Source organism: Collinsella sp. LCP19S3_C9 (assembly GCF_052121575.1).
Lineage (GTDB): Bacteria > Actinomycetota > Coriobacteriia > Coriobacteriales > Coriobacteriaceae > Collinsella.
Map to the genome: position 1 here is coordinate 16474 of NZ_JBQKDZ010000017.1, position 22696 is coordinate 39169.

At 57.6% G+C, this 22696-nt stretch carries 23 protein-coding genes; 10 read left to right on the forward strand and 13 right to left on the reverse strand.

The features are described from left to right. Positions 1–91: 91 nt before the first annotated feature. Complete coding sequence (locus ACTQXI_RS08015; protein WP_441548492.1) at positions 92–1066, reverse strand: helix-turn-helix domain-containing protein; 975 nt, start codon at positions 1064–1066, stop codon at positions 92–94. Positions 1067–1393: 327 nt separating this feature from the next. On the opposite strand from ACTQXI_RS08015, the gene ACTQXI_RS08020 reads away from it, so the two are divergent. The 4 genes from ACTQXI_RS08020 to ACTQXI_RS08035 all read left to right on the forward strand — a co-directional run bounded on the left by ACTQXI_RS08020 (position 1394) and on the right by ACTQXI_RS08035 (position 6735). Next, positions 1394–1660, forward strand: a complete 267-nt coding sequence (locus tag ACTQXI_RS08020) for an asparagine synthase-related protein (RefSeq protein ID WP_441048553.1) — start codon at positions 1394–1396, stop codon at positions 1658–1660. Further along, positions 1661–2374, forward strand: coding sequence for a GMP synthase (glutamine-hydrolyzing) (locus tag ACTQXI_RS08025; protein ID WP_441048552.1), 714 nt, complete (start codon positions 1661–1663; stop codon positions 2372–2374). It begins immediately after the preceding gene. A 279-nt stretch (positions 2375–2653) separates the two neighbouring features. Further along, positions 2654–3238, forward strand: coding sequence for a DUF5714 domain-containing protein (locus tag ACTQXI_RS08030; RefSeq protein ID WP_441048551.1), 585 nt, complete (start codon positions 2654–2656; stop codon positions 3236–3238). A gap of 242 nt (positions 3239–3480) precedes the next feature. Then, a complete protein-coding gene (locus ACTQXI_RS08035) occupies positions 3481–6735 on the forward strand; it encodes an ABC transporter ATP-binding protein/permease (RefSeq protein WP_441048550.1) in 3255 nt (1084 codons plus the stop codon). 439 nt (positions 6736–7174) lie between these two features. Here the strand turns inward: ACTQXI_RS08035 and ACTQXI_RS08040 are convergent, their stop codons facing one another. Further along, positions 7175–7834 (reverse strand): hypothetical protein, encoded by a 660-nt coding sequence (locus tag ACTQXI_RS08040; protein ID WP_441048549.1) that lies wholly within the window; start codon positions 7832–7834, stop codon positions 7175–7177. Positions 7835–8182: 348 nt separating this feature from the next. Here ACTQXI_RS08040 and ACTQXI_RS08045 point away from each other — a divergent pair, with 348 nt between their 5' ends. Then, complete coding sequence (locus tag ACTQXI_RS08045) at positions 8183–9136, forward strand: tRNA dihydrouridine synthase (protein ID WP_441048548.1); 954 nt, start codon at positions 8183–8185, stop codon at positions 9134–9136. A 144-nt stretch (positions 9137–9280) separates the two neighbouring features. On the opposite strand, the gene ACTQXI_RS08050 is transcribed toward ACTQXI_RS08045, so the two are convergent. From ACTQXI_RS08050 to ACTQXI_RS08070, 5 genes are all read right to left on the reverse strand, one after another. Continuing rightward, positions 9281–9547, reverse strand: coding sequence for a ribbon-helix-helix protein, CopG family (locus ACTQXI_RS08050; RefSeq protein WP_154516940.1), 267 nt, complete (start codon positions 9545–9547; stop codon positions 9281–9283). 8 nt (positions 9548–9555) lie between these two features. Next, a complete protein-coding gene (locus ACTQXI_RS08055) occupies positions 9556–9822 on the reverse strand; it encodes a hypothetical protein (protein ID WP_441048547.1) in 267 nt (88 codons plus the stop codon). Positions 9823–9879: 57 nt separating this feature from the next. Then, a complete protein-coding gene (locus ACTQXI_RS08060) occupies positions 9880–11166 on the reverse strand; it encodes a hypothetical protein (protein WP_441016494.1) in 1287 nt (428 codons plus the stop codon). A gap of 293 nt (positions 11167–11459) precedes the next feature. Beyond that, the gene (locus ACTQXI_RS08065; protein WP_441048546.1) at positions 11460–11705 is read right to left on the reverse strand and encodes a glutaredoxin family protein; all 246 of its coding nucleotides are present in this window, start codon (positions 11703–11705) and stop codon (positions 11460–11462) included. A 51-nt stretch (positions 11706–11756) separates the two neighbouring features. After that, complete coding sequence (locus tag ACTQXI_RS08070) at positions 11757–12584, reverse strand: TipAS antibiotic-recognition domain-containing protein (RefSeq protein ID WP_154516952.1); 828 nt, start codon at positions 12582–12584, stop codon at positions 11757–11759. A gap of 141 nt (positions 12585–12725) precedes the next feature. On the opposite strand from ACTQXI_RS08070, the gene tsaA reads away from it, so the two are divergent. After that, entirely contained in the window at positions 12726–13463 is a 738-nt protein-coding gene (gene tsaA, locus ACTQXI_RS08075; RefSeq protein WP_441048545.1) for a tRNA (N6-threonylcarbamoyladenosine(37)-N6)-methyltransferase TrmO, read from the forward strand. 112 nt (positions 13464–13575) lie between these two features. After that, positions 13576–14787 carry a MalY/PatB family protein gene (locus tag ACTQXI_RS08080; protein WP_441048544.1) on the forward strand — a complete coding sequence of 404 codons (1212 nt, stop codon included), beginning with the start codon at positions 13576–13578 and terminating at the stop codon, positions 14785–14787. A gap of 96 nt (positions 14788–14883) precedes the next feature. Here the strand turns inward: ACTQXI_RS08080 and ACTQXI_RS08085 are convergent, their stop codons facing one another. Further along, a complete protein-coding gene (locus tag ACTQXI_RS08085) occupies positions 14884–15363 on the reverse strand; it encodes a pyridoxamine 5'-phosphate oxidase family protein (protein WP_441048543.1) in 480 nt (159 codons plus the stop codon). 255 nt (positions 15364–15618) lie between these two features. Here ACTQXI_RS08085 and ACTQXI_RS08090 point away from each other — a divergent pair, with 255 nt between their 5' ends. The 3 genes from ACTQXI_RS08090 (at position 15619) to ACTQXI_RS08100 (ending at position 18044) form a co-directional block, all read left to right on the forward strand. Next, positions 15619–16044 (forward strand): potassium channel family protein, encoded by a 426-nt coding sequence (locus tag ACTQXI_RS08090; protein WP_154516963.1) that lies wholly within the window; start codon positions 15619–15621, stop codon positions 16042–16044. Between the two features lie 36 nt (positions 16045–16080). Beyond that, a complete protein-coding gene (locus tag ACTQXI_RS08095) occupies positions 16081–16614 on the forward strand; it encodes a TIGR00730 family Rossman fold protein (RefSeq protein ID WP_441048542.1) in 534 nt (177 codons plus the stop codon). Positions 16615–16739: 125 nt separating this feature from the next. Next, complete coding sequence (locus ACTQXI_RS08100; protein ID WP_441032546.1) at positions 16740–18044, forward strand: chloride channel protein; 1305 nt, start codon at positions 16740–16742, stop codon at positions 18042–18044. Between the two features lie 83 nt (positions 18045–18127). Here the strand turns inward: ACTQXI_RS08100 and ACTQXI_RS08105 are convergent, their stop codons facing one another. From ACTQXI_RS08105 to ACTQXI_RS08125, 5 genes are all read right to left on the reverse strand, one after another. Next, positions 18128–18793 carry an SAM-dependent methyltransferase gene (locus ACTQXI_RS08105; protein ID WP_441548493.1) on the reverse strand — a complete coding sequence of 222 codons (666 nt, stop codon included), beginning with the start codon at positions 18791–18793 and terminating at the stop codon, positions 18128–18130. Positions 18794–19122: 329 nt separating this feature from the next. After that, on the reverse strand, positions 19123–19998 hold the full coding sequence (locus ACTQXI_RS08110; protein WP_441048540.1) for an EamA family transporter: 876 nt from the start codon (positions 19996–19998) through the stop codon (positions 19123–19125). Positions 19999–20448: 450 nt separating this feature from the next. Beyond that, entirely contained in the window at positions 20449–21147 is a 699-nt protein-coding gene (locus ACTQXI_RS08115) for an ABC-2 transporter permease (protein WP_441048539.1), read from the reverse strand. Beyond that, a complete protein-coding gene (locus ACTQXI_RS08120) occupies positions 21144–22025 on the reverse strand; it encodes an ABC transporter ATP-binding protein (RefSeq protein ID WP_441048538.1) in 882 nt (293 codons plus the stop codon). The genes ACTQXI_RS08115 and ACTQXI_RS08120 overlap by 4 nt, the downstream gene beginning before the upstream one ends. A 23-nt stretch (positions 22026–22048) precedes the next feature. After that, positions 22049–22429 (reverse strand): GntR family transcriptional regulator, encoded by a 381-nt coding sequence (locus tag ACTQXI_RS08125; RefSeq protein ID WP_370450620.1) that lies wholly within the window; start codon positions 22427–22429, stop codon positions 22049–22051. Between the last annotated feature and the right edge of the window lie 267 nt (positions 22430–22696).

Consider the following 22696-nt stretch of genomic DNA (forward strand, 5'->3'; position numbering starts at 1 on the left):
CGGTAGTGCCGTTCAAGGGTCAAAATGTCCAAATTGATCGAGCGAAGCGCCGGGTTCCGGAACGCGTTCGATGCGCTTGGCAGCCCGGTCGCTAACGCAACATATGCGCGACCAGCTCGGCGCGAGTTCCGATACCAAGCTTGGCATACACTCCTGATAGGCGGTTTTTAACAGTGCCCGGCGATACTTCCATGTGGCGTGCGATTTCGGCGTTGGTCCATCCGCGGCAGGCGAGCATGGCCATGGTGAACTCCGTGGTCGTTAAATCGTCGGCCACGTCCTCGCCCGAATCGGGGTTGTGGATGCGCCGCCAGCCGTAGCTGAATCGATACGTAATCTCGATGATGCGTGCGAAATCGTCAGGGTATTGCGCTTTTAGGCACGCCTCTATGAGCCCCTGTAAAAGGCCGTGGTGCTCGCCAATGAGCTCGATGAGGCCGTCGGGGCGCGCAATGTCCCAAGCGGCTCCGAAATGTGCCTTTGCGGCGTCGATGTCCTTGAGGCTCATGCATGCCATGGAAGCCGCCAGGTGCAGGAACAGTTCCGAGATGGGATAGCTTCCCTGTTTCATGATCAGGGCATTTTCCACCATGCCCAGGCTGCGGCCGTATTCGCCGCGCAGATACAAGGCGTGCGCCATCACGTAGCTGGCGAACAGGCGCAGGCCTTCGGGCAAATGCGCCGCAAGCGGATAAAACTCTTCGGCGGAATACGGGGAAGGCAAGTGCATCAGGACGCTCGCGGCCGAGGCGAACAGGATATGCACGGCGTGGACGGCAGGCGATTCCTCGTCGGCCGGCGTATCGAGGATGCCAGTAAGGCACCGGCGGGCATCGGCGATACGGTTGAGCGACAGACTGGCGTATCCGCAGATAAAGCATGCGGAATAGCGCAGTGCGGGGTCGGTGGCGTCAAGATAGGGGCGCGCCGTCTTGGCAGCGAGGGTGGCCTGTCCGCGAAAGTACAGCGCTTCTGCCGTGGCAATGGCGCGCGAATCGGGGTCGGAAATGCCTGCAACCGCAGCGTCAATCTGCCCCGGCACAAAGGCGGTGCACATCAACGGCATGGGAACGCAAGGGTAGCCATCGCAGTCCATCTTCCATCTCCCAACAGTTGGCAACAATAGCAGCAATTGTACTCCTGTTACTCGGGACTGGAATTTGCGGGTATGGCATACGATTACGCAGAACGTATAAAGGAAGAGTCTATTGGCGATGCTGCCAAGGTGGCTACCGAAGCCTAGCTGAGCTCGACAGTAGGAAAAATTGCCACCCCTGCAAAAAGCTTTGTCGCAGCGATGGGAAACACATCTTGTTCTGCATATAATGAGGTCATATGACGGTGCGTTTGCATACGTGTGACGCATTCCCATCGAACCGAAAAGGAGCTTTGCATGGATTCCAACAAGCGTCCCGACGACATGGTGCGTATCACCACTTCCGAACTTGCCCAGGTGTTCATCGATGAACAGGTCGCTGCAATCCGCGAGCAGATCGGCGACAAGAAGGTCCTGCTGGCCCTTTCCGGTGGTGTCGACAGTTCGGTTGTCGCGGCCCTGCTCATCAAGGCCATCGGCAAGCAGCTTATCTGCGTGCACGTGAACCACGGCCTGATGCGTAAGGGCGAGAGCGAGCAAGTCGTCGACGTCTTCAAGAACTAGATGGACGCCAACCTGGTCTATGTGGACGCGACCGATCGCTTCTTGGATAAGCTCGTGGACGTCGAGGAGCCCGAGGCCAAGCGCAAAATCATCGGCGCCGAGTTCATTCGCGTGTTCGAGGAGGAGGCCCGCAAGGTTGGCGACGAGGTCAGCTTCCTCGCCCAGGGAACCATCTACCCCGACATCCTGGAGTCCCAGGATGGCGTGAAGGCCCACCACAACGTGGGTGGCCTGCCCGAGGACCTGCAGTTTGAGCTTTGCGAGCCCGTCAAACTGCTGTACAAGGACGAGGTACGCGTCGTGGGCCGCGAGCTCGGTCTGCCCGAGAACATGGTCGAGCGTCAGCCGTTCCCCGGTCCCGGCCTGGGCGTCCGCTGCCTTGGTGCCATTACCCGCGACCGTCTTGAGGCGCTGCGCGAAGCCGACGCCATCGTGCGCGAGGAGATCGACAAGGCAGGTCTGACCATCTGGCAGTACTTCGCCGTGGTGCCCGACTTCCGTGCCACCGGCGTGCGCGAGGGCAAGCGCGCCTACGACTGGCCCTGCATCATCCGCTGCATCAACACCGTCGACGTGATGACCGCCGAGGTGCCTGAGCTCGACTGGGCACTGCTCAAGCGTATTACCGCTCGCGTCACAGCCGAGGTTCCCGGCATCTGCCGTGTGTGCTACGACCTCACGCCCAAGCCCGTCGGCACCGTTGAGTGGGAGTAAGCTTTTTGGGCTGCTTTGATCATAGTTCCATGAATGGGGAGGCCTCGCGCGATTGCGCGGGGCCTTCTTTTTCGAAAAGGGCTGCCGTCGTGGTGTTGCCACTGTCCATCGTGCTTGCCATCGCCTCTGGTGTTGCTCCTGAGCAGGTCTGGTTTGCGACGAGAACTAGCAGGGCTTGTTGGCGGCACGAGCGAAGCAGGTTGTTTCGCATTGAGCGCGCCGGGCAGAAGAAGGCCATAATGGAGTGTGCGCACAATTTGTTTTAGAGGAGGATGCCGCATGGCAAAAGACGAACAAACAGGCTGGATTGTTGAGATGCTCATGGCCAGTACGTCGGTGGCGCCCGCGGCTCTTTTGGAAGAGGTTATGGCAGATGAGCGCTGCGTGGCTTTTGGCCCCATCCACCATTTTATTGTGGGCGCGGTGCTGCTTGCGTGCTGGCGCAACGCCGAAGCATCTGGGGAGCGAGATGCGATGCTCAAAGACGATCTTGCCGATTTGATGTCTCGTTCGGATTGCGTGCCGGGGGCGACGTGTGCCCGCTGGGGCATGTGCGGGGCAGCTGCGTCTGCGGGCATGGCATATGCAATCGTGCGCGGCAATGCGCCGCTGCGCAGTGAAGGCTGGCAGGAGGGGCAGCTTATGGTTTCGGAGCTGCTTGCCGCCATCGCGCGCTCGGGAAGCCCACGGTGCTGCAAGCGAGATGCGCGCGTGGCGATTCGTGAGGCCGTTTCGTTTTTTAACGCGCTCGGCGGACCACAGCTTAAAGCATGGGAGAAGACGCCAACCTGCGATAGCTATGCGGTCAATACAGTGTGCATGGGCGAAAAGTGTCCGTATCATCCGTCCTTTATCATCCAATAGGGAATCGGGTGCCCCAATAAGGGTTGGGCAGATGTGACAAAGTGACAGTTCCTTTGTCACATTATCGACGGTATGCGCGGGATGGTGCGCCACACGGAGTGCCGTCCCGTTCGTTTTTTGGCGCGGTTTGTTACATTCCTCACTGGCGCCGGTAAAAAAAGGGGATAGAGTAGGACAAACGCGTCGAATACGAACGGCGGGGGAGAGCGGGCAAGGTGCCTGCGCAGGAGAGGTTGCCGTCCATGCTGGAGCTCAAAGGAATTTGCAAAAGGTACGTTACGCAGTCGTTTACGCAGGTGGCGCTCGACAGCGTGAGCCTGTCTTTTCGGGATAACGAGTTCGTGGCCATTCTGGGGCCCTCGGGTTCGGGTAAGACCACGATGCTCAACGTTATCGGCGGACTCGACCACTTTGACTCGGGTGACCTGCTGATCGACGGTATTTCGACCAAGGACTTCCACGATCGCGATTGGGATGCCTATCGCAACAACCGCATCGGCTTTGTGTTCCAAAGCTATAACCTCATTCCGCATCAGACCATTTTGGAAAACGTGGAGCTGGCGCTTGCGCTCACGGGCGTGGGGCACGCCGAGCGCCGCCAGCGTGCGCGCAAGGCGCTCGAGGCCGTTGGTCTGGGCGAGCACGTGAACAAGCGCCCGAGTCAGCTTTCGGGTGGGCAGATGCAGCGCGTGGCCATCGCCCGCGCCCTGATTAATGATCCCGAGATTGTGCTGGCAGACGAGCCGACTGGCGCCTTGGATTCCACAACGTCCGTGCAGGTCATGGACTTGCTCAAGGACGTCGCGCGCGACCGTCTGGTTATCATGGTCACGCATAATCCCGATCTGGCGTACGAGTACGCCACGCGCATCGTCAACCTGGCGGACGGCAAGATTACCGACGATTCTGATCCTTTCGATGTCGCTGACGCCACGCGCCGCGAGGCCAAGCCTACGCGCAAAACCTCGATGAGCTTTGTGACGGCGCTGGGGCTTTCTGCCCGAAACCTTATGACCAAGAAGGGCCGTACGGCCATGACGGCCTTTGCGGGCTCGATTGGCATTATTGGCATCGCGGCGATTTTGGCGCTGTCCAATGGCGTAAACGGCTACATCAAAAAGGTCGAGGAGGATACGCTTTCGAGCTACCCGCTTACCATTTCCAAGCAGGATTACGACCTGTCGTCCATGATGGGCGAACAGGGGGCCACGGATGACGATATGTCTAAGAACGAGGGTTCGTCCGACGACGGCACCGACGGCAAGGCTCAGGGAACCAATAAGATCCCTGTGGTCACGGCCGTAAAGGATATGTTTGCAAGTGTTAAGTCCAACGACATGACGAGCTTTAAGGCATGGCTCGATGCCGGCGGCGACGGTATCGACAAAGAGGTCAATGCCATCCAGTACGGTTACGGCGTGACGCCGGTTGTCTATCGTGCCGGCAAGGGCGATGAGAAGCCTGTCCGGCTGGTGCCCAACGCTATGACCGAGGCCATGAGCGGTGGTGCGAGCTCGGCGGCAACGGTGAGCATGGAATCCATGGGGACCTCGGTCTTTAACGAGATGATCGACGATCAGAGTCTGCTCGACAGCCAGTACGATGTCGTCGCCGGCCATTGGCCTACGTCTGCTCACGAAGCCGTAATGGTGCTTTCGAGCCGTGGAACGGTGGGCGACTATACGCTTTACAGCATCGGTGCGCTGGATATCGATGAGCTCAACGACCTGGTGAACAGTGCCATGGCCGCCGACGGTAAGATTGAGACGCCTGAGAGCGGCGCCGACTTTACTTACGACGATGCGCTGTCCACGACGTTTAAGGTGTTGTCGCCGGCCGATGCTTATCGCAAAAACGAAGAGACCGGCATGTGGACTGACATGTCTGGCGACGCCGACTTTATGACGGCCAAGGTTGCCGACGGTATTGACGTGCACATTGTGGGCGTGGTGCGACCTAACGAGACGGCCAATGCGAGCGCGTTGTCTCCGGGCATTGCCTATACGCATGCGTTGACTCGCCAGCTTATGGAGCGCGCCGCCGATTCGCAGATCGTGCAAGAGCAACTTGCCCACCCCGAGACGGATGTCTTTACGGGCAAAACCTTCGACGAACTGCAAGGCGAGGCCAAGCAAGGCGTGGATCTGGGCAGTATGTTCAGTGTGGACGAGGCGGCGCTCAAGAGCGCGTTCTCGTTCGATGCGTCTGCACTCTCGGGTGCTGCCGGTGGCATGGATCTTTCGGGCATCGATTTGTCGGGCCTGGATATTGACCTTTCGGGCGTTGGCAAAGACATCGACTTAAGCGACATCATGGCCAAAGCGCCGACCCCCGATTTCTCGGGCATCTTTGACGGTCTGGAGCTCACGCCCGAGCAAATGCAACAGGTGGGAACGCTTGCCAACCAACTATTTGAGGGCTTTTTGCAGTCTGATCAGTTTAGGGCGCTGTCACCCGAAGATCTCAAAGACGCGTCAAAGCTTGCTGCCGCATTCTCGGCGTATCTCGAGAACGATGTTGTGGCGCAGCAGTGCCTGGCGCAGCTCAAGGCGCTCGGCGGCGATGCCCTGGCCGAGCGCCTGCAACAGGCGATGACCGACTATGTCCAAAAGCAGTTGGCTCCGTATCTGCAGCAGGCTATGGATCAGGTGATGAAGGCGATCAGCGAGCAGGTGGCAACGACCGTGTCGACCCAGCTTAAGGCCGGCGCGGCAGGGCTCATGGACCAGATGGTGACGCAGATGTCTTCGAGTTTTGCCAACCTGGCGAGCGCCATGCGCGTGGATGCGAGCGCCTTTGCTCGTGCCATCCACTTCAACATGGACGCCGAGGACCTGAGCTCGCTCATGATGAGCTATGCCAAGGCGTCGAAGCTCACCTACGACAACAATCTGACCACGTTGGGCTACGCGGATGAAGCGGATCCCATCTCGGTCAAGATTTTCCCGCGTGACTTTGAGGCCAAGGAGCGCGTACTCGACCATATCGATGCGTACAACAAGCAGGTCAAAGCCGCCGGCCACGACGAGCAGGCAATCTCGTACACCGACTACATGGGCATCATCATGGGCTCGGTGACTGATATCGTGAATACCATCAGCTTGGTGCTCATCGCGTTCGTGAGCATCAGCCTGGTCGTGAGCTCCATCATGATCGGCATCATCACCTACATCAGCGTGCTGGAGCGCAAAAAGGAGATTGGCATCCTGCGCGCGATCGGCGCGTCGAAGCGCAACGTGGCCAACGTATTCAACGCCGAGACCTTTATCGAGGGCCTCATTGCCGGTGTCTTTGCCATTGTCGTTGTGGTGGCCGTGAGTTTTCCGGTTAATGCCTGGGCGCTTGCTGCCAAACAGGTACCCAATCTGATGAGCTTGCCCGTGCAGGATGCGCTGGCGCTCATTGCAATTTCGGTGCTGCTGACGGTCGTTGCCGGCCTGCTGCCGGCCCGCAGTGCATCCAAGAAAGACCCCGTGGAAGCCCTGCGCTCCGAATAATGTGACAAAGGGACTGTCCCTTTGTCACATTGAGTGACATGTAAATCGAGGTCTAATACTTTTCCCGAGAAGTGAACGAGTCAAATTGGACCCCCGAAGCATCGACACTTATTGAAGGCGGTTTCCTGCGGTTTTGCCAGCCAAATCCTGCGGGTTTGGCGTCTAAAAATGTCGATGCTTCGGGGGTCCAAATATAGCCGTTCACTTCTCGGGAAAAGTATTAGACCTTGAGATATAGACGGCGTTTGCGAGCGTCAATTAGAGCGTAAGTTGCTAGTCCTCCTTTGCGGAGAGCATGAGGCTAATTTCCGGATGGGTGTACTTGTCGAACTCTTCTTTGGGCTCGGTGTCAAAGGTGTAGTACGACTTGATAGATTCGTCCTCCGTCTTGATGCTGATTTCTTCATATAGGGATCCGGCTAAAAATGCCTGTTTAAATTCATCCGACAGGCTGCATGGCGTGAGGAGGCCCGGTGTGGCAACGGAAATGCCTAACCCGTTGAGCGGGGGGCGCAGAGTGTCGCGATATCCTGCTCGCTGCAGGCGAGGTTGTATGCAAGGCTTGCCTCGGGGTCGATCTGACTGGTGTAATCGACGTCCGTGAGCATGACATCTGCATCGAAAGAAAGGTAGCCACGGCTGCTTGAGCGCCGAGGTCAATATCACCCAGATAGCCGATAATGCGGTAGCCGTAGTCGTGATACGACTCGTATGGGTCGTCTGCCGCGACGCGTTTGCACACGGGTTCCAAGGCATCTTGCGCGGCGAGCACGCCGGCGACCTCCGCGGAGCGGTCTTTGTTGGTTTGGGCTACCGCAAGTCTGCTCTGTAGCTCCTTCCACTGTTTGCCCTGCATTCCAAAGCGTGGCGCAAGAGCGCAATAGCAAAAGATGATGAGTTCGATTGCGGTGAGTGCAATGGCGGTATATATGCCCGCGGGTTGGAATTCCTTTTGGTGGAACGCGATATCGTTGATCATTTGGAGCGGCAACATCAACAGGCATGCTACGAACGACATGACGAGTGCGGTCGCTGCGATCTTGGGGTACGTGCAGTACCGCTGGATGCGTTTCTTTTCTTGCTCGGTGAGCAGCTGCATGGGGCCTCGACTCTCATCGTTTTTCGAGGGCGATGCGCATACGCTCTTGAGTATGTGAGTGGAGGGTGTCTGTTGTTCAGACATGGCGGTCAGCAGCGTGCTGTTGGTGATCGATTGATCGCGAACGTCCTCTTTTGGACAAGGAAAAAGTGGCGAGTGAGGGAGCTGCTGTGGGGCGGCCCTGCTTGCTGTTTGCGGGCGCCATTCACCTTCGTTGCACAGGGATGGTCGGAGGGCTGGCTGACATCAAGTAGCCGCCTCCGCCTTGTGGGCCGCCTCGGGGACAAGGCATAATGCATGTGACAAAGGGGCGGTTCCTTTGCCGCATTGATTTGAGAGTAGATGTTGATGATTCTATCGTTGGCCCCCATGGAGGGGATTACCGGGCATGTGTTCCGTCGCGTGCATGCGGAGTGCTTCGGTGCGCTCGACTGCTATTACACGCCGTTTTTGCCGCCGCCGCGGGTGGGCAACCGCTTTGGCGGCAAGGCGTTTAAGGAAATCGATCCGGCTAACAACCAAGGGCTTAACGTGGCGCCTCAGCTGATGTCCAAGAACGCGGATGAGTTTGTGTGGGCGGCGCGCGTGCTCGCCGACATGGGCTACCGCGAGGTTAATCTCAACCTTGGCTGCCCCTCGGGTACGGTTGTTGCCAAGGGTAAAGGATCGGGCTTCTTGCGCAACCTCGATGGGCTCGAGGTGTTCTTGCTTGATGTGTGCGAGCGATCGCCCTTGCCGGTGTCGGTAAAAACCAGGCTGGGGCTGGAGAGCGACGACGAATACGAGCGCGTGCTCGACCTGTACTGTCGCATGCCGCTGGCAGAGTTGATCGTGCATCCGCGCGTACAGAAGGATCGCTATACGGGCTCGCCGCGCAAAGGGTTTTATGGCGAGACGTTGGAGCGGGCACCGTTTCCGGTGGCATACAACGGCGATATTTTTGATCTTGAGGACATGGAGGCGCTGGTGGAGGCCTATCCCGGTACACGCCATGTGATGCTGGGGCGTGGCTTGCTTGCGAACCCCGCGCTGGCTCGCATGGTCAAGGGCGGCCCTGCTGCCACGGCAGCCGAACTGCAGCGCTTCCACGACACGCTGTTTGCGGCATATGCAGAAGAGATTGGCGGCAACGCGGTCTTTCGCATGAAGGAGTGGTGGTTCTACGCTAAATGCGCCTTCGCCGATCCTGCTACCGTTCACAAACTCGTACGCAAGACTAAAAAGGTCGACGAATACCGTGCCGCCGTCGAGCGCGTCTTTCGCGAGCAGCCACTTGCGCCCATAGCCCGCTTCCACGGTTAGCTAGTCATTGGGGACGTTCTTTAACGGCTAGTCATTTAAGAACGTCCCCAATGACTATGTTGCAAAAGCTGTACGTCAGCATCCAAAGATATCGAAAAATGTCGACTTTGGATGCTGGCGTACATGTTTGGATTCGGTGGGGGACTAGGCAATCATTGCGTCAAGGGTAATGAGTTCTCTGAGTCGCTCTGTGCGTGTTTGCCCATGGCGCTTTGCCTTCTCGTCAAACGCTTCAAGAACCGATTCACCCACACGTGCCGATAAAACAACGCTTGGCTCATCAGAGATCGACGGCCTTCCCAGCTTGATGGTGCGACCCTTCGGCCACTCATCTTTTTCGTATGCCTCCGCGGCTTTCTCCAACTCTCCGGGGGCAAATCCGATCATCTTTTCGAGTTGCTTAGCGTCCATAGCGCCTCCTATCGATCGATCCCGATTTCCCTGAGCACCTTGTGCGTAGGAGGGACAAGGGCGTGGTAAATGATATAGCCATCTCGATTGGAGCAATATCGAGCGATGAGCTCCATGAGACGGCTTCTTCCATCAAGTCCAACGAGAACGTAATCGATACCTCCGTTTTCAAGATCACGCCTGAACCATGCAAAAGCGGAGTTCCAGGCGCAGGTGATATCCGTCTCCGTCAGCCCGTGTTTGAGGGCGTGGGGGTGGATTGCGATGAGCTCCATAAGGGCCTCTCTTTTTGTATACAGTTTTGTAAACAAAAATGCAAGCAGTTAATAGGCTTAAGCGACTTGTTTTGATTGGACTTTTCGATGTAAAGCCGACATCGGAGGCTCCACTACTCCTTCGCTTTTTAGTTCGGTATGTGAACGTCCGTTGAACTCCCAGAGGGGAGCGTTTTCATAGATTATCGAGAGGAGCTTGGAGACTTCGGCTGTTTTCTTGCGTTCGTAAAACTCGGGCCGTACGACAATCAATAAGAAAGCTGCGTCTTCGGTAATTTGCTGTGCTGTCGGCATACCGTTGAGTCCAACGGAACGCAAAAGCTTTGTCATGATGAAATCGAACTCATCTTCTCTTGCATGGAGATCGGATGCCTTAATCTCAGGGTCTCTCAGGACGTACTGCTTGAGTCGTTCGACAGATCGACTGCACTTTATATGCCCGCAGATGACTTCGTCATAACTGAGCCTTTTGATTGGGAGACGTTCGTGACCGGCGAAGATGGCTGCCACTCTGATGCCAACGCGCCGTTCGCGCAGCGCGCGCATCTCACCGGTGTATTCGCTGCGTCGTTCATATTTTCGATAGGAGTATCCGTAGTCATCGTAGTAATAAGGGGCTTCATCGACAGCGTCATCGAGCTCAGGCGCTATGAGATAGAGTTTTCCATCTCTGGATATGACGCAGGGATTGTCGATTTGCCCCGATTCGTTCCTGATTTGCCAAATAGTTTCATTTATCTCAAATCTCGAGACTGGATTGGGGGCACAGGAGTTGTAGAGCTCAATAAGTTCATCGAGTGAAATGATTCCACAGGCATCTGTGTAGGCGCGGGCGAAGCGCCGTACTTCTTGATTTGATTCAAGCACACGGCGCTCCCAAGCATCCAAAACGTCCTGCGGACTTCGATAGCGGGCATGACGATCGATGCGCGATGCGCTCCAACGGTTATCAGCGGCAACGTTCATCAGATCCAAGCGCAGATCTTTGTCGGCGATGCGAGCGAGCGACTGATAGTGTTCTAGATCAAGCTCCGGTCGAAAACTCATGTCTTCCGGAACAGTTCGTGCGAGCTTTATGCAACGCTTGAGATAGGTCGGGCCCAGGCTTGGGCTAAAGTGCTGCTTGAGGTGGCAAGCGATGGGCGAGAGTAGGCCATTTAGATTGGAAATGGGGTATCCGGCAATCTCTTGCTCGAGACGGCGCCCGATGAGCAGAGCCCCTTCCGAAGAGGCCTCATGGTCGGTGCCTTTCTGGCCGAGGTGTTTGGCCTCGACAATCCTGCTGATATCCGAGCAGGTGTTTGAAATAATGTCGGGTGAAAGGGTTGGTATCTTTTTTGCCATAGCGATGCGCTCCTGTGTGACTCACGGAAAAGAAACAGTCTGATTGTGAGTGCCGTTCTTTGATGGCGACGGCGAACAGGAGCGCAGCCTGTCTGAGATGGGCGAGTGCGGTAACCACCGATCTTACTTACCGAGCTCGCTCCAGCGTGTCATTGGGGACCTCCGCAGGAGCTCTCGACCAGTCTCATGCCTTGGGATGAGTATAACACAGAGAGCAAACATATGTTCTATATATTTGAGAAACCGAAGCCCTACCCACTCATTTAAAAACGTCCCCAATGAGTACTCGCACGCTAGAGCAGGTTCTCCTGTACCCATGCGATGATGTCGCTCGATTCGTAGAGCGGCTTGCCGTCGATGAACAGACAGGGAACCTGGCGTTTTCCGCCGACGGCGATAAGCGTCTGCTCGGCTTCGGTATCGGTCGAGATATTGCGCTCGGGAACGGTCACGCTGTTATCCGCCAAAAAGCGCCTGACCTTCATGCAATACGGGCAGCCGGTCATAACGTACAGCGTGAGCTCATGATTAGTAGCCATAGGTCTCCAATCGGTTGAGGTTTTGATTGAAATACCCAAAGCCGCCGCGGTCTATGCATGAGCTGACGACGACTCGATGGCCTGTACCAGAAACGCCGTGGCTCCGGTGCCGCAGGGCTTGTCGTAGTAGTCGATAAAGCGCTGGTCAGCAAGATAGCCGTGGGCGAGGCCCAGGTATGCTTCGTCTTGGGGCTTGTGCCCCCAGTTAAGGCCAATCCATCGACGGTGCATCGCGACAAGTTTGCGGGCCTCGCTTCCATCCGCATCGCCGTCGCCCATGGCAATCGAAAGCTGGCCCAGAATAGCGCGTTCAAGTTCCTTCATGTCGTTCCATGTCTCGGGGTCCATGTCCAGCAGTGCTTCGTTTGCTGCGTCGATCGCCTCGTCGCCATAGCGCGCCCGCGCCTCGGCGCCGTAGCGCTCCTCGTTTTCCTGCACGGAGCGCCAGCGCTCCAGTTGCGGCAGGACGGCACCCATGAGCGAGACGGCTTCGTCGAGCGACATGCCGGTGTTTTGCGCCAGCCGCGGGGCACAATCCTCGATCATCGCCTCCATGGTGGTGTCGTAGGTGTACTTGCCGTGGTCGTAGCACCACTTGCAGTAATGGTCGGTCGTGGCGCCCACAGCATCGGTGCCGCAGTCGTCGGGTGTGAGTATCATGCCGCAGCTCTGGCAATAGTGCTCGGGCATTTCGAGCAGGTGGGACAGCGGTTCTCCGGTTACGGCGGCAATGAGCTTCATCATGTCGATGCCCGGGGTGACTTCGCCGCGTTCCCAACGGCTGACGGCTTGGCGTGTGACGAAGAGCTTGGCGGCGAGCTGCTCTTGGGTAAGGTGATGGGCGCGGCGAATGGCAATGAGCTTTTCTGCAAAGGCCATAGCGACTCCTTTCTGCTGGTTGATGGCTTAAGCATACGCGGCGGCCGGCGCCCTTCCAAGCAACCGTTGGTTGCACGACGGGAGACCGCGGCGAAGAATTGCGCGCTGCACCCCGCACCTCCATGCCGTACAATGACCGGCATGGAACCTATCGCACACATACATACCGACCTGCCGCAGAAGTTCGGCATTCCGCGCAACAGCTTTTTGGCGCCCCACCTGCAGGGACGCATCGTCTTTGAGCCGGAATTTGCCTCCAACGCAGCAGTTGAGGGTCTGGACTCCTTCTCTCACCTATGGCTGCTGTGGCGCTTCGAAAACGGAACGCCCGGCGGCACGGCTAAGGATATAGCTGCCGATGCCAAGACGCAGGACAGGTCCGGCACCAACGTCAAGTGGTCGAAGACTGTGCGCCCGCCGCGTCTGGGCGGAGCCGAACGCGTGGGCGTGTTTGCCACACGCAGCCCGTTTCGCCCCAATCCCATCGGTCTTACCTGCGTCAAGCTCAGCCGCGTTGAGCGCACCGACGACGGCCCCATCATCCATGTACTGGGGGCCGATCTGCGTGACGGCACGCCCATCTACGACATTAAGCCCTACATCCCGTTTGCGGACTGCCACCCGGGTGCGACCGGCGGCTGGATTGAGGGTGCTCCGTGGCAAGAGCTCGATGTTGAGTTCCCGCAAGCGCTTCAAGACATGGTCCCGCCCGCAAAGCTCCCCGGCCTGGTCGAGGTTCTTCGCCAAGATCCGCGCCGCGCGGGCAGCAAGCACGAGCCAAACCGCGTTTACCACTTGGCTTACGCCGGACTCGACATATCGTTTACGGTTGACGGGGCCAGGTTGACGGTAACCGCCATCAACGACGCGCGAGACTAACCAGCCATTCGTCCTCACCCGTTAAATTAAGCGCCAAACCCCATGCCAAAATCGCCTACGCTGGTGGACAATAACGCCTACCGAATCATTCCGCTCTGCACGGGGGCTCAGCATGAAATACGACTTCACTTCAATCATCGACCGCCACGGCATGGACTCCATCGCCGTTGACTCTTGGGGTGAGATCCCCGGTATGGCTCCGAACGCACCCGACGAGGGCTTCGACCGCATTCCCATGTGGGTGGCGGACATGAACTTCGCCACGGTGCCTACAGTCCAGGAGCACATCATTCAGCGCGCCCAGCACCCCATGTTTGGTTACTTCAATCCGCGTTCCGAGTACTTCGACCGCATCATCGAATGGCAGAGCCGCCGTAATGGCGTCGAGGGCCTGGCGCCTGAGCATATCGGCTACGAAAACGGCGTGCTGGGCGGTGTCGTGTCGACGCTGCGCGCGTATGTCCAGCCGGGCGATGCGGTGTTGGTCCACAGCCCCACCTACATCGGCTTCACCAAGTCCATCGAGGCCGCGGGCTATCGCATTGTCCACAGCCCGCTTCAGCTCGACGACCAGAGCGTGTGGCGCATGGACTTTGAGGACATGGAGCGCAAACTCGCCCAAAACCACATCCATGCCGCAGTGTTCTGCTCGCCGCACAATCCCTGCGGCCGCGTATGGGAGCGCGACGAGATCGAGTGCGCTATGGACATTTATCGCAAGCACGATTGCGTGGTGATCTCGGACGAGATTTGGTCCGATATCATTCTGCCGGGACACAAGCACATCCCGACGCAGTCGGTGAGCGAGGATGCCCGCATGCGCACGGTTGCCCTCTATGCGCCGAGCAAGACGTTTAACCTGGCGGGTCTGGTCGGCAGCTACCACATTGTCTACAACGAGACGCTGCGCGACCGCATGTGCGCTGTGTCTAACAAGACCCATTACAACGAGATGAATGTCCTTTCGATGCATGCGCTTATCGGTGCCTACCAACCGCAGGGCTACGAGTGGGTGGACGAACTCAACCAGGTGCTTGCCGACAATATCGAGTACTTCTGCGATTACGTGGACGAGCATTTTGGGGGCGTGTCCTATTCGCGTCCGCAGGGCACGTACATGGTGTTTCTGGACTGCACCGAGTGGTGCCGCGAGCATGGCCGTGATATTCAGTGGTTGCTCGACGAGGGGGCACGCGTGGGCGTGGGGTATCAGGATGGACGTCCGTTCCATGGCCCCTGCCACATTCGCGTGAATCTGGCGCTGCCGCTTTCGCGCGTAAGGGAAGCGTGCGACCGCCTAGACCGTTACGTTTTTGGGGTATAGGGGTCGCACGATTCGGGTACTGCGGCTTGCGCCCGTGTCGTCAACGTGCGTGGGCGCATAGGGCGCAGAGGGTTGCGAGCGCGTTTTCCACGTTTGTTACTTTTCTTGAATTTGCTTGCCGCAAAGGTGTTCAACCGTAATTTCATACAGCTGGACGCCCCTGATACTTTGCTTGATCTCCTCTTCGACCTCTTCGGCAGAAGGATAGTACTTGAGGGCAAACTGTCGGACTTTGTCTTCGACAAACGCCGGGTCATCGTTCACGAGGCGGCAACGGCCAAAAACCACAGTGCTCTGAACATAGGGTGCCCAGTCGTCGTCTTTGTACCAATCGTTGCCATAGACGGTAAAGCAGACTTTGTCGCTGCGTTTGAGTGCATCGACCTTATGCCCCGCCTTGGCTCCATGAAAGTAAATTTTGTCGTGCTCGGGGTCAAAGTAGTAGTTAACGGGAATGGCGTAAGGATAGCCGTCGTCTCCGTTGACGGCAAAAATGCCGCGTTTGCAATTAACAAGTAGATCTCGTGCCTCTTGATCGGTGATAGCACGCTTCTTTCTACGAAGAGGTCTAAACATCGTGGGTTTCCTTTCTTTCCGCGTGCTGCGTGCACGGCGGTGGGTGGTATGTCTATATCAAGATACTAGTTCAGGCTGCGAGGCCGACGGGAACATCCTATTTGTCGCAGATTGAAACGCACTTTTTGTTGTGGAAGGATTGTCCCTCACAACTCGTCGTCTAGGGGCATTCTCGATGGCTGGTTCCGTTTGCGGGGGAGGCGTGGGACAATACCGACCAAAAGCGATTGCTTGTCCTGAAAAAAGGGGGTCTCGATGAAAAAGCTGAGGACGCTGGCCGATGTGTTGCGTCAAGCCGGTTTCGTGCGCATCACGGGCCTTTTTCTCGTCTTTTATCTTCTGTGTTCAATGGCTGTTTGGCTCTCTGAGCCAACAACTCTTACGTTTGGCGATGGCCTTTGGTTTAGCTTTGAAACCGTATCGACGATCGGCTTTGGCGACATTCCGGCCGAAACGCCGGTCGCCCGTGTCATCACGGTCGTCCTAAGCGTTATCAGCATTTTTTACATTGCCATGCTCACGGGCGTGGCGGTGAGCTACTGCAATATGCTTATCAAGATGCATCAAAAGGACACTATGGCGCGCTTTATGGATGATCTTGAGCATTTGGAAGAGCTCGATCGTGACGAGCTCGCCGATCTGTCGCGCCGCGTGCGCGAATATCGCCGGCGCCAGCGCTAAAACGGGCGCCGCGCGTCACGATGAGGGGGACTGAATTTGAATATCACCGTGTATCTGGGTGCCAGTATCGGTAATGACCCGGCGTTTCTGCCTGCGGTGCAGGAGCTGGGCAACTGGATTGGCGCCAACGGGCACGCGCTCGTGTACGGCGGATCCAAATCGGGCCTGATGGGCGCGCTCGCCGATAGCGTGCTTAATGCCGGCGGGCACGTGACGGGTGTGGAGCCGAGCTTTTTTATCGAGGCCGAGTTTCAACATGACGGTATCGACGACCTCATCGTGACGAGCGATATGGCGGAGCGTAAGGCAAAGATGATCGAGCTCGGCGATGCGTTCATTGCCTTTCCCGGTGGGACGGGCACGCTCGAGGAGATTGCCGACGTTATGTCCGCGGTGTCGTTGGGGCACCTGAGTGCTCCGTGCATCCTGTATAACCTGGACGGTTACTACAACGACCTCGAGGCGCTGCTCGGACACATGATTGATAAGGGCTTATCAAGCCCGCGGCGCCAGCAAGGCATTTACTTTGCCGAGGATCTGTACGAAATCGCATCAATTATCAACGGATAAGCCTTGAGCCTGTCCCGCTGTGGCCCCCGGTGGCTCCGTTTGCAGCGCAGACGGTTGGCTTGTCTGGGCCACACTCGCTCTACAATAAAACGTATCTATGTCGACTTTGACCGCGGGAGGACCCGATGGATAAGCTCGCTAAACCCACAAACCGCGCGCTGTTTTTAGTTAGCGTTGCCGTGACCGGTGCGTTCGCAGGTGCCGCGGTCTGGCTGTTCTTTTTTGTGATGGAGCACGGCATCGACTATCTATGGACCGAGATTCCGCACGCACTGGGCGTCGCTTCGCCCGAGCTCGCCAGCGGCCCGTTTGGCTTTCTGCCGTACCCGTTTTTTGTCTGCCTGCTGGGCGGCCTGTTAATCGGTCTGTACGAAAAGATGACAGACACCAAGACCGATAACCTCAATCAGGTGATGGCTAAGGTCAAGCAAGATGGGCGCTACCCGTACGACAATCTGGGCAAGCTTTCGCTTGCGGCATTGCTGCCGCTGCTGTTTGGCGGAAGTATTGGACCGGAGGCCGGCCTGACCGGCGTTATCGCGGGCCTGTGCAGCTGGGTCGGCGACCGCATGCGTCGCTTTGGCGCCGAGTTTAGGGAGCTCACGCTGCTAGGTACCCAGGCTGCCCTGACGGCGCTCTTTACCGCGCCTGTCTTTGGCTTTGTGGCGCCGCTCGCCGGTAGCGCCGACGGCCAGGGCGAAGATGCCGACGATGAGTCCGCGTCCGACGAGATCACCATCAAGCTGCCCAAGGCGCAAAAGACCGTGGTCTACGGCATTGCGATTGCCGGCGGTCTGGGCACTTACCTGTTGCTTGGCCAGCTCGTGGGCGGCGGCATGGGCATGCCCAGGTTCGAGTCCGCCGAGGTGGGCAACCTGGAGCTTGCCTGGCTCATTCCGCTGGCGTTGCTCGGCACCGTTTGCGGCTGGCTGTACTTTGTCTCCGAGCACGCGAGCGAGGCGCTGTCCCATGCAATAGGGGAGCGTCCTGTCGTCAAGGCCATGATGGCCGGTCTGGCGCTCGCCATCTGTGGCACGCTCCTGCCCTACACCATGTTTGCCGGCGAGACGCAAGCCGATGTGCTCATGGAAACCTATCTGACCATTCCCGCCGGCGTGCTTATCGCGACCGGTCTTGTCAAGGCTATGCTGACCCCCGCCCTCATCAATATGGGCTGGCGTGGCGGTCACTTCTTCCCGGTTATCTTCTCGGGCGTAAGCCTGGGCTATGGCCTTGCCATCCTCACCGGCGCCGATCCGGTCTTTTGCGTCGCCGTCTGCACGGCATCGACGATGGGCGCCGTCATGCGCCAGCCTGTCATGGTTGTGGGCCTGCTGCTCATGTGCTTCCCGCTCAAGGGCATCGTCTGCATGATCATCGCCGCAGCCATCGCCGCCGGCATTCCGCTGCCCAAGCCGCTGCGCAAGTAGCATATTGCGCTTTGCGTTTGTTCAGAACTCGTTTTGAAGAAGCCGCGCGAGGCCATTTGTTTACGGCCTCGCGCGGCTAATGTTTAGAGCTTCCTCAGCACAATGGCGATGGTGTTGAGGTATTCGAGCGCACCGGCTTCAACGGCAGCGCGGTCGCCTGCTGCGTACTCGTTGTCGCAGGCGAGCCAGTCTTTCCATGCTTCGTCCGTGCAGAGCATAGGCTGCATCGAGACAATCTCGACGCCGGGGGTCGGCTCGATCATGGCGCGCCACCAGGCTATGTCGTGCATATAGTCGAGCTGCTCGGGTGTCCAGGATTTGAGCAGGCAAACGGGCAGGTTGTCGTGGCAGTCGCGAACCATGCCGGGGATGCTTAAGTAGAGCATCCCGCCTTGCTTTACGTAGGGGAGTAGGCGCTCACCCAGATAGTGTGGGTCACGGCCGTAGTAGTTGTACGAGTCGATACTTACGACCGCATCAAAATAGTCGTGCTCAAACGGCAGCCCCTGCGAGGCGTCTGCCTTAACAGGGTGAATCGTGTCGCGCGAGATACCGAGCGAATCGAAGAACGCACGGTTTTCGACGGGGTCGCTCCACAGATCGACGGCGTAGGTGTCAAACCCGTATACGCGGGCGAGTAGGGCGCTGGTGATACCGGTGCCCGATCCAAGGTCGCAGACGCGGACGCCGCAGGGGATATGCACATCGCGAAGCAGCTCTTCGCAGAGCTTGAGGGGATTAGGGCCCATAATCTTAGAGCGTACGAGTGTCGCGCCGAAGCTAGTTGCTTTTGGGAAGGATTGAGATTCCTGGGTTTGCATTGTTCTTTCCTATCAGGTGCAAAAATGGCAGATGACGGAGGCGGAACGGAGCAACAAACCACGGCCGTTGGACGGCCGTTTTCGTGGTTCTATGCGATTGACCGTTCCCTAAAGAACAATGACCAAAAAGACATCCCCTTGGATGATCGAGACTGAGCCGAGGCCCGTGACGTTTATATTGTAAAACGTCACGGGCGTGCCGGGATATGCCGTTTGTCACGGATTTGCGAGCGTCTAGATCTCGCTTGGCATCGGCGCTATTTCCAAATCGCGAGCGCGGCGGTGCCCAGGACGATGAAGGCGAGACCGATGGCGCTGCGCCGTGAGAGTTTTTCGTTGAATGCCAGGCGCGCAAATAGTACCGATACGACAATCGATAGTTTGTCGATCTGCACCACGACGCTCACCTGGCCTGTGGCGATGGCGTAGTAGCACAGCAGCCACGATGCGCCAGTCGCAATGCCCGATGCCGCGAGAAATACGAGTTCGTAGCGGTCTACGTGCACGGCTTGGTCCATCTTGCCTTTAGCTGCCACGATTGCCCATGCCATAACCAGTACCACACAGGTACGGATTGCCGTGGCCAGGTTGGACTCGACGCCTTCGATGCCAACCTTGGCAAGGATGGACGTGAGCGCCGCGAACACGGCGGCGCCGAGGGCGTAAGCGAGCCAGGTCCGGTCTTGCTGCCGCTCGGATCCGGCAAACTGCTTCTTCTCGATCATTAAAAACGTACCGAGGGTGATGACAGCGGTTCCCACGAGCTTAACCGCAAGGTTGCTCGTCTCGCCAAAAAGCACGATGGCGATCAGTGCAGCGAGTACGGTGCTCATCTTGTCGACCGGTACGACCTTATTGACGTCTCCGATGCCCAATGCCTTAAAGTAACAGATCCACGAAGCGCCGGTAGCGAGTCCCGAGAGGACGAGAAAGAGCCAAGATCTGGGCTCGATGCTGCCGATGGTTCCAATGGATCCAGAAATGCCCGCCATTGCCCAGGCGAAAACGAGCACCACGCAGGTGCGAATGGCCGTCGCGACATCGGAGTCGGTATGCTTGATGCCGCATTTGGCCAGGACTGATGTGACGCCGGCAAAGAAAGCCGACACAAATGCTGCTGCGACCCACGACACGGGTGAAATGCCTCCCCAAAGAACGACCGCGCCAGATTTACGGCGCTCGTCCGATGATACCGTCCCGCCATGAAGCTTTGATATCGCTGTGGTGAGATAGGGGCCATAGTTCGAGAGGGCATTTGGTTAAGGCTCGAATCGAAGGTGAATGGTTTTCCGCGAAGTGAACGAGTAAATCTGGACCCCTGGAACATGTACACTTTTTTCGAACAAAACTGCAGGATTCTTAGACAAAAACCGCAGGAATTGAGTCCTTAAAAATGTCGATGCTACAGGGCACTGTTTTTACTCGTTCACTTCTCGGAAAAGTATTCACCTTCGATATGCTGACGGTGTCTTTTTGGTTGCCAAGAACTAGACGGCCTGCTGTGAAGGGCGGTGGTGACGCTATGCCGCCTCGTTTCATTGAAAAAATAAGCGGGGTACCACCTAAGCTTTTTTAGCCGTCGATTACAGATCGCGTACTCGATAAACCTTGGTGCTGACAGCGCAGCTGATTACACATAGTGCGAGCGCCAGTACTGCAGTTCCTGCACACAGACAGCCAAGGACGGTGGGATCGGGATTCGCCCCGGCAATCGACATGAGCCAGTTACTGATGGGGTTGGAGGAGCTTAGCGTGGCCATGGCAAGGCATCCGAGCAGGGCAAACAGGCCAACGGATAGGCGCAGCGCCTCCATGTGTCCAAATCGAAAGAACAGCGGCTGCGCCAAGAATACCATCATGAGGGAGATAAGCATCGATGCTGCCGAGGCGATTGCGATTTCAAAGACCGTCTGTCCCGTCGAAGGAATGCCCGCGCTGTTGAAGAGCGGGATGGAGGCGATGCTCAAAAGCGTGGCGGCGCACGTCATGACGGCCGAGAAGACAACGATGCTCAGGTAGCGTGCGCAGATGATGTCTTTGCGCGAGAGGGGCAGCGTTGCCCAATAACGCTCCCATCCGTTTTGATTGTCGAAGCCTGCCAGCGAGCTCATGACCATGATGGGTGACATGGCGCTGAGCGCGCAGGCGCCGGCACTCATGCCGGAGTCGCCACCTGACGTGTTGGCGAGGGTCAGCACAACGAATATGAACAGGCCGACGCCCGCTATGCTCGGGACAAGCGTGCGAACGATGGCGAGCTCGGACATAAAGGCGCGTTTCATTTCGAAGCCCCTTTCAGCGTGAGGCGTAGATAATCGTCAATGGTTGCCCGATCGCAGGGAATCTCGGGGAAGGCCTCGAGCGTTTCGCGACGGTTGGGCACGAGCACGTCCACGCTATAAGCGTGGTGGGCGGCACGGGCGCCTTCGACGCAAGCCATAAGCTCGGCGGCCTGCGCTTGGGTACAGTGGGCGATGCCGGCGCGGTCGGTAATGTCCTCGCGCGGCAGGTCAAACACAATCGAGCCGTTATCGATGCAAATGATGCGGTCGGCAGCGCGATCGAGGTCGGACGTAATGTGACTCGAGAGCAGCACGCTGCGTTGGCCGTCGGCGACAAAGGCAAGCAGCTCATCAAGCAGCTCCTCGCGTGCCATGGGATCAAGACCCGCGGTGGCTTCGTCCAAAACGAGCAGCTTGGCCTTGTGACTGAGCGCACAGGCAAGCTGCAGCTTCATGCCCATGCCGCGGGAGAGGTCCTTGACCTTCGCCTTGGGATCCAAGCCAAATCGGTCGATGAGGCTGGCGAAGGTGTCGTGGCTCCAGGTGGGGTACGCCGGGCTTACGAGTGCCTCAACTTCGGTCACCTTGAGTGTGGAAGGGAAAGGACACGTGTCCAGCACGAGGCCGATACGGGTGCGCAAGCAGCGCTGCACTTCACCGGGTACGTCGGCGCCACAGCACTGCCCAAACAGGTGCACCTCGCCGGCATCGAGCTTTATAAGCCCGAGCGCGGCGCGAATGGTCGTTGTTTTGCCAGCACCGTTTGCGCCCACAAAGCCAACAATCTGGCCGGGCTCCACGGCAAGCGTGACATCGCGTAGTGAAAAGCGGTCGCTTACAGCGCGTGAGATGCCTTTGAGTTCAAGCAAGTTTTGCATGGTATAGCCTTTCTTGCAGATGGCTACTGCATGGTTTCGGGGGCTACCAGGTCGAGCATTTCGTGCAGTTTGTCGCGCGTGACGCCCAAGGCTTCGGCTTGGCTCGCCGCTTTCGCAAGCAGGTCTTCGATATGGCATAGCTGGTTTTCGCGCAAGAGCTCCTGATTGCCCTCGGCGACAAAACAGCCCTTGCCCTGCACGGTGCAGATAAACCCGAGTTGCTCTAGGTCGGCGTAGGCGCGCTTGGTGGTGATGACGCTCACACCCAGGTCGCTCGCGAGTGCACGGATGCTGGGGAGTTTGGCTCCCGCAGCGAGCGTGCCCGATAAGATCTGAGCTTTGACTTGCGAGGTTATCTGCTCGTAGATGGGCTTGTCGCTCGAATTGGATAGGATGATGTCCACAGCGGCACCTTAGCTGTTGGGCTACACGTGTATATAACCGGTAAGCACAGTATATATACACTATGCACAGTTATGCAAGAGGTAAATAGGGATTGTCCGCTCGTTCATTCATCTCAATCTGTAACATCTGGAACCGATTTGGACGGCTACCTGTTACAGATTGAGATTTTGCTGGTGGGCCCACCTGGTTGTCTCAATCTGTAACAACTGGAGAAGTTTTTGGCTGCTAGATGTTACAGATCGAGATCTTTCTGGGACGCCCACCTG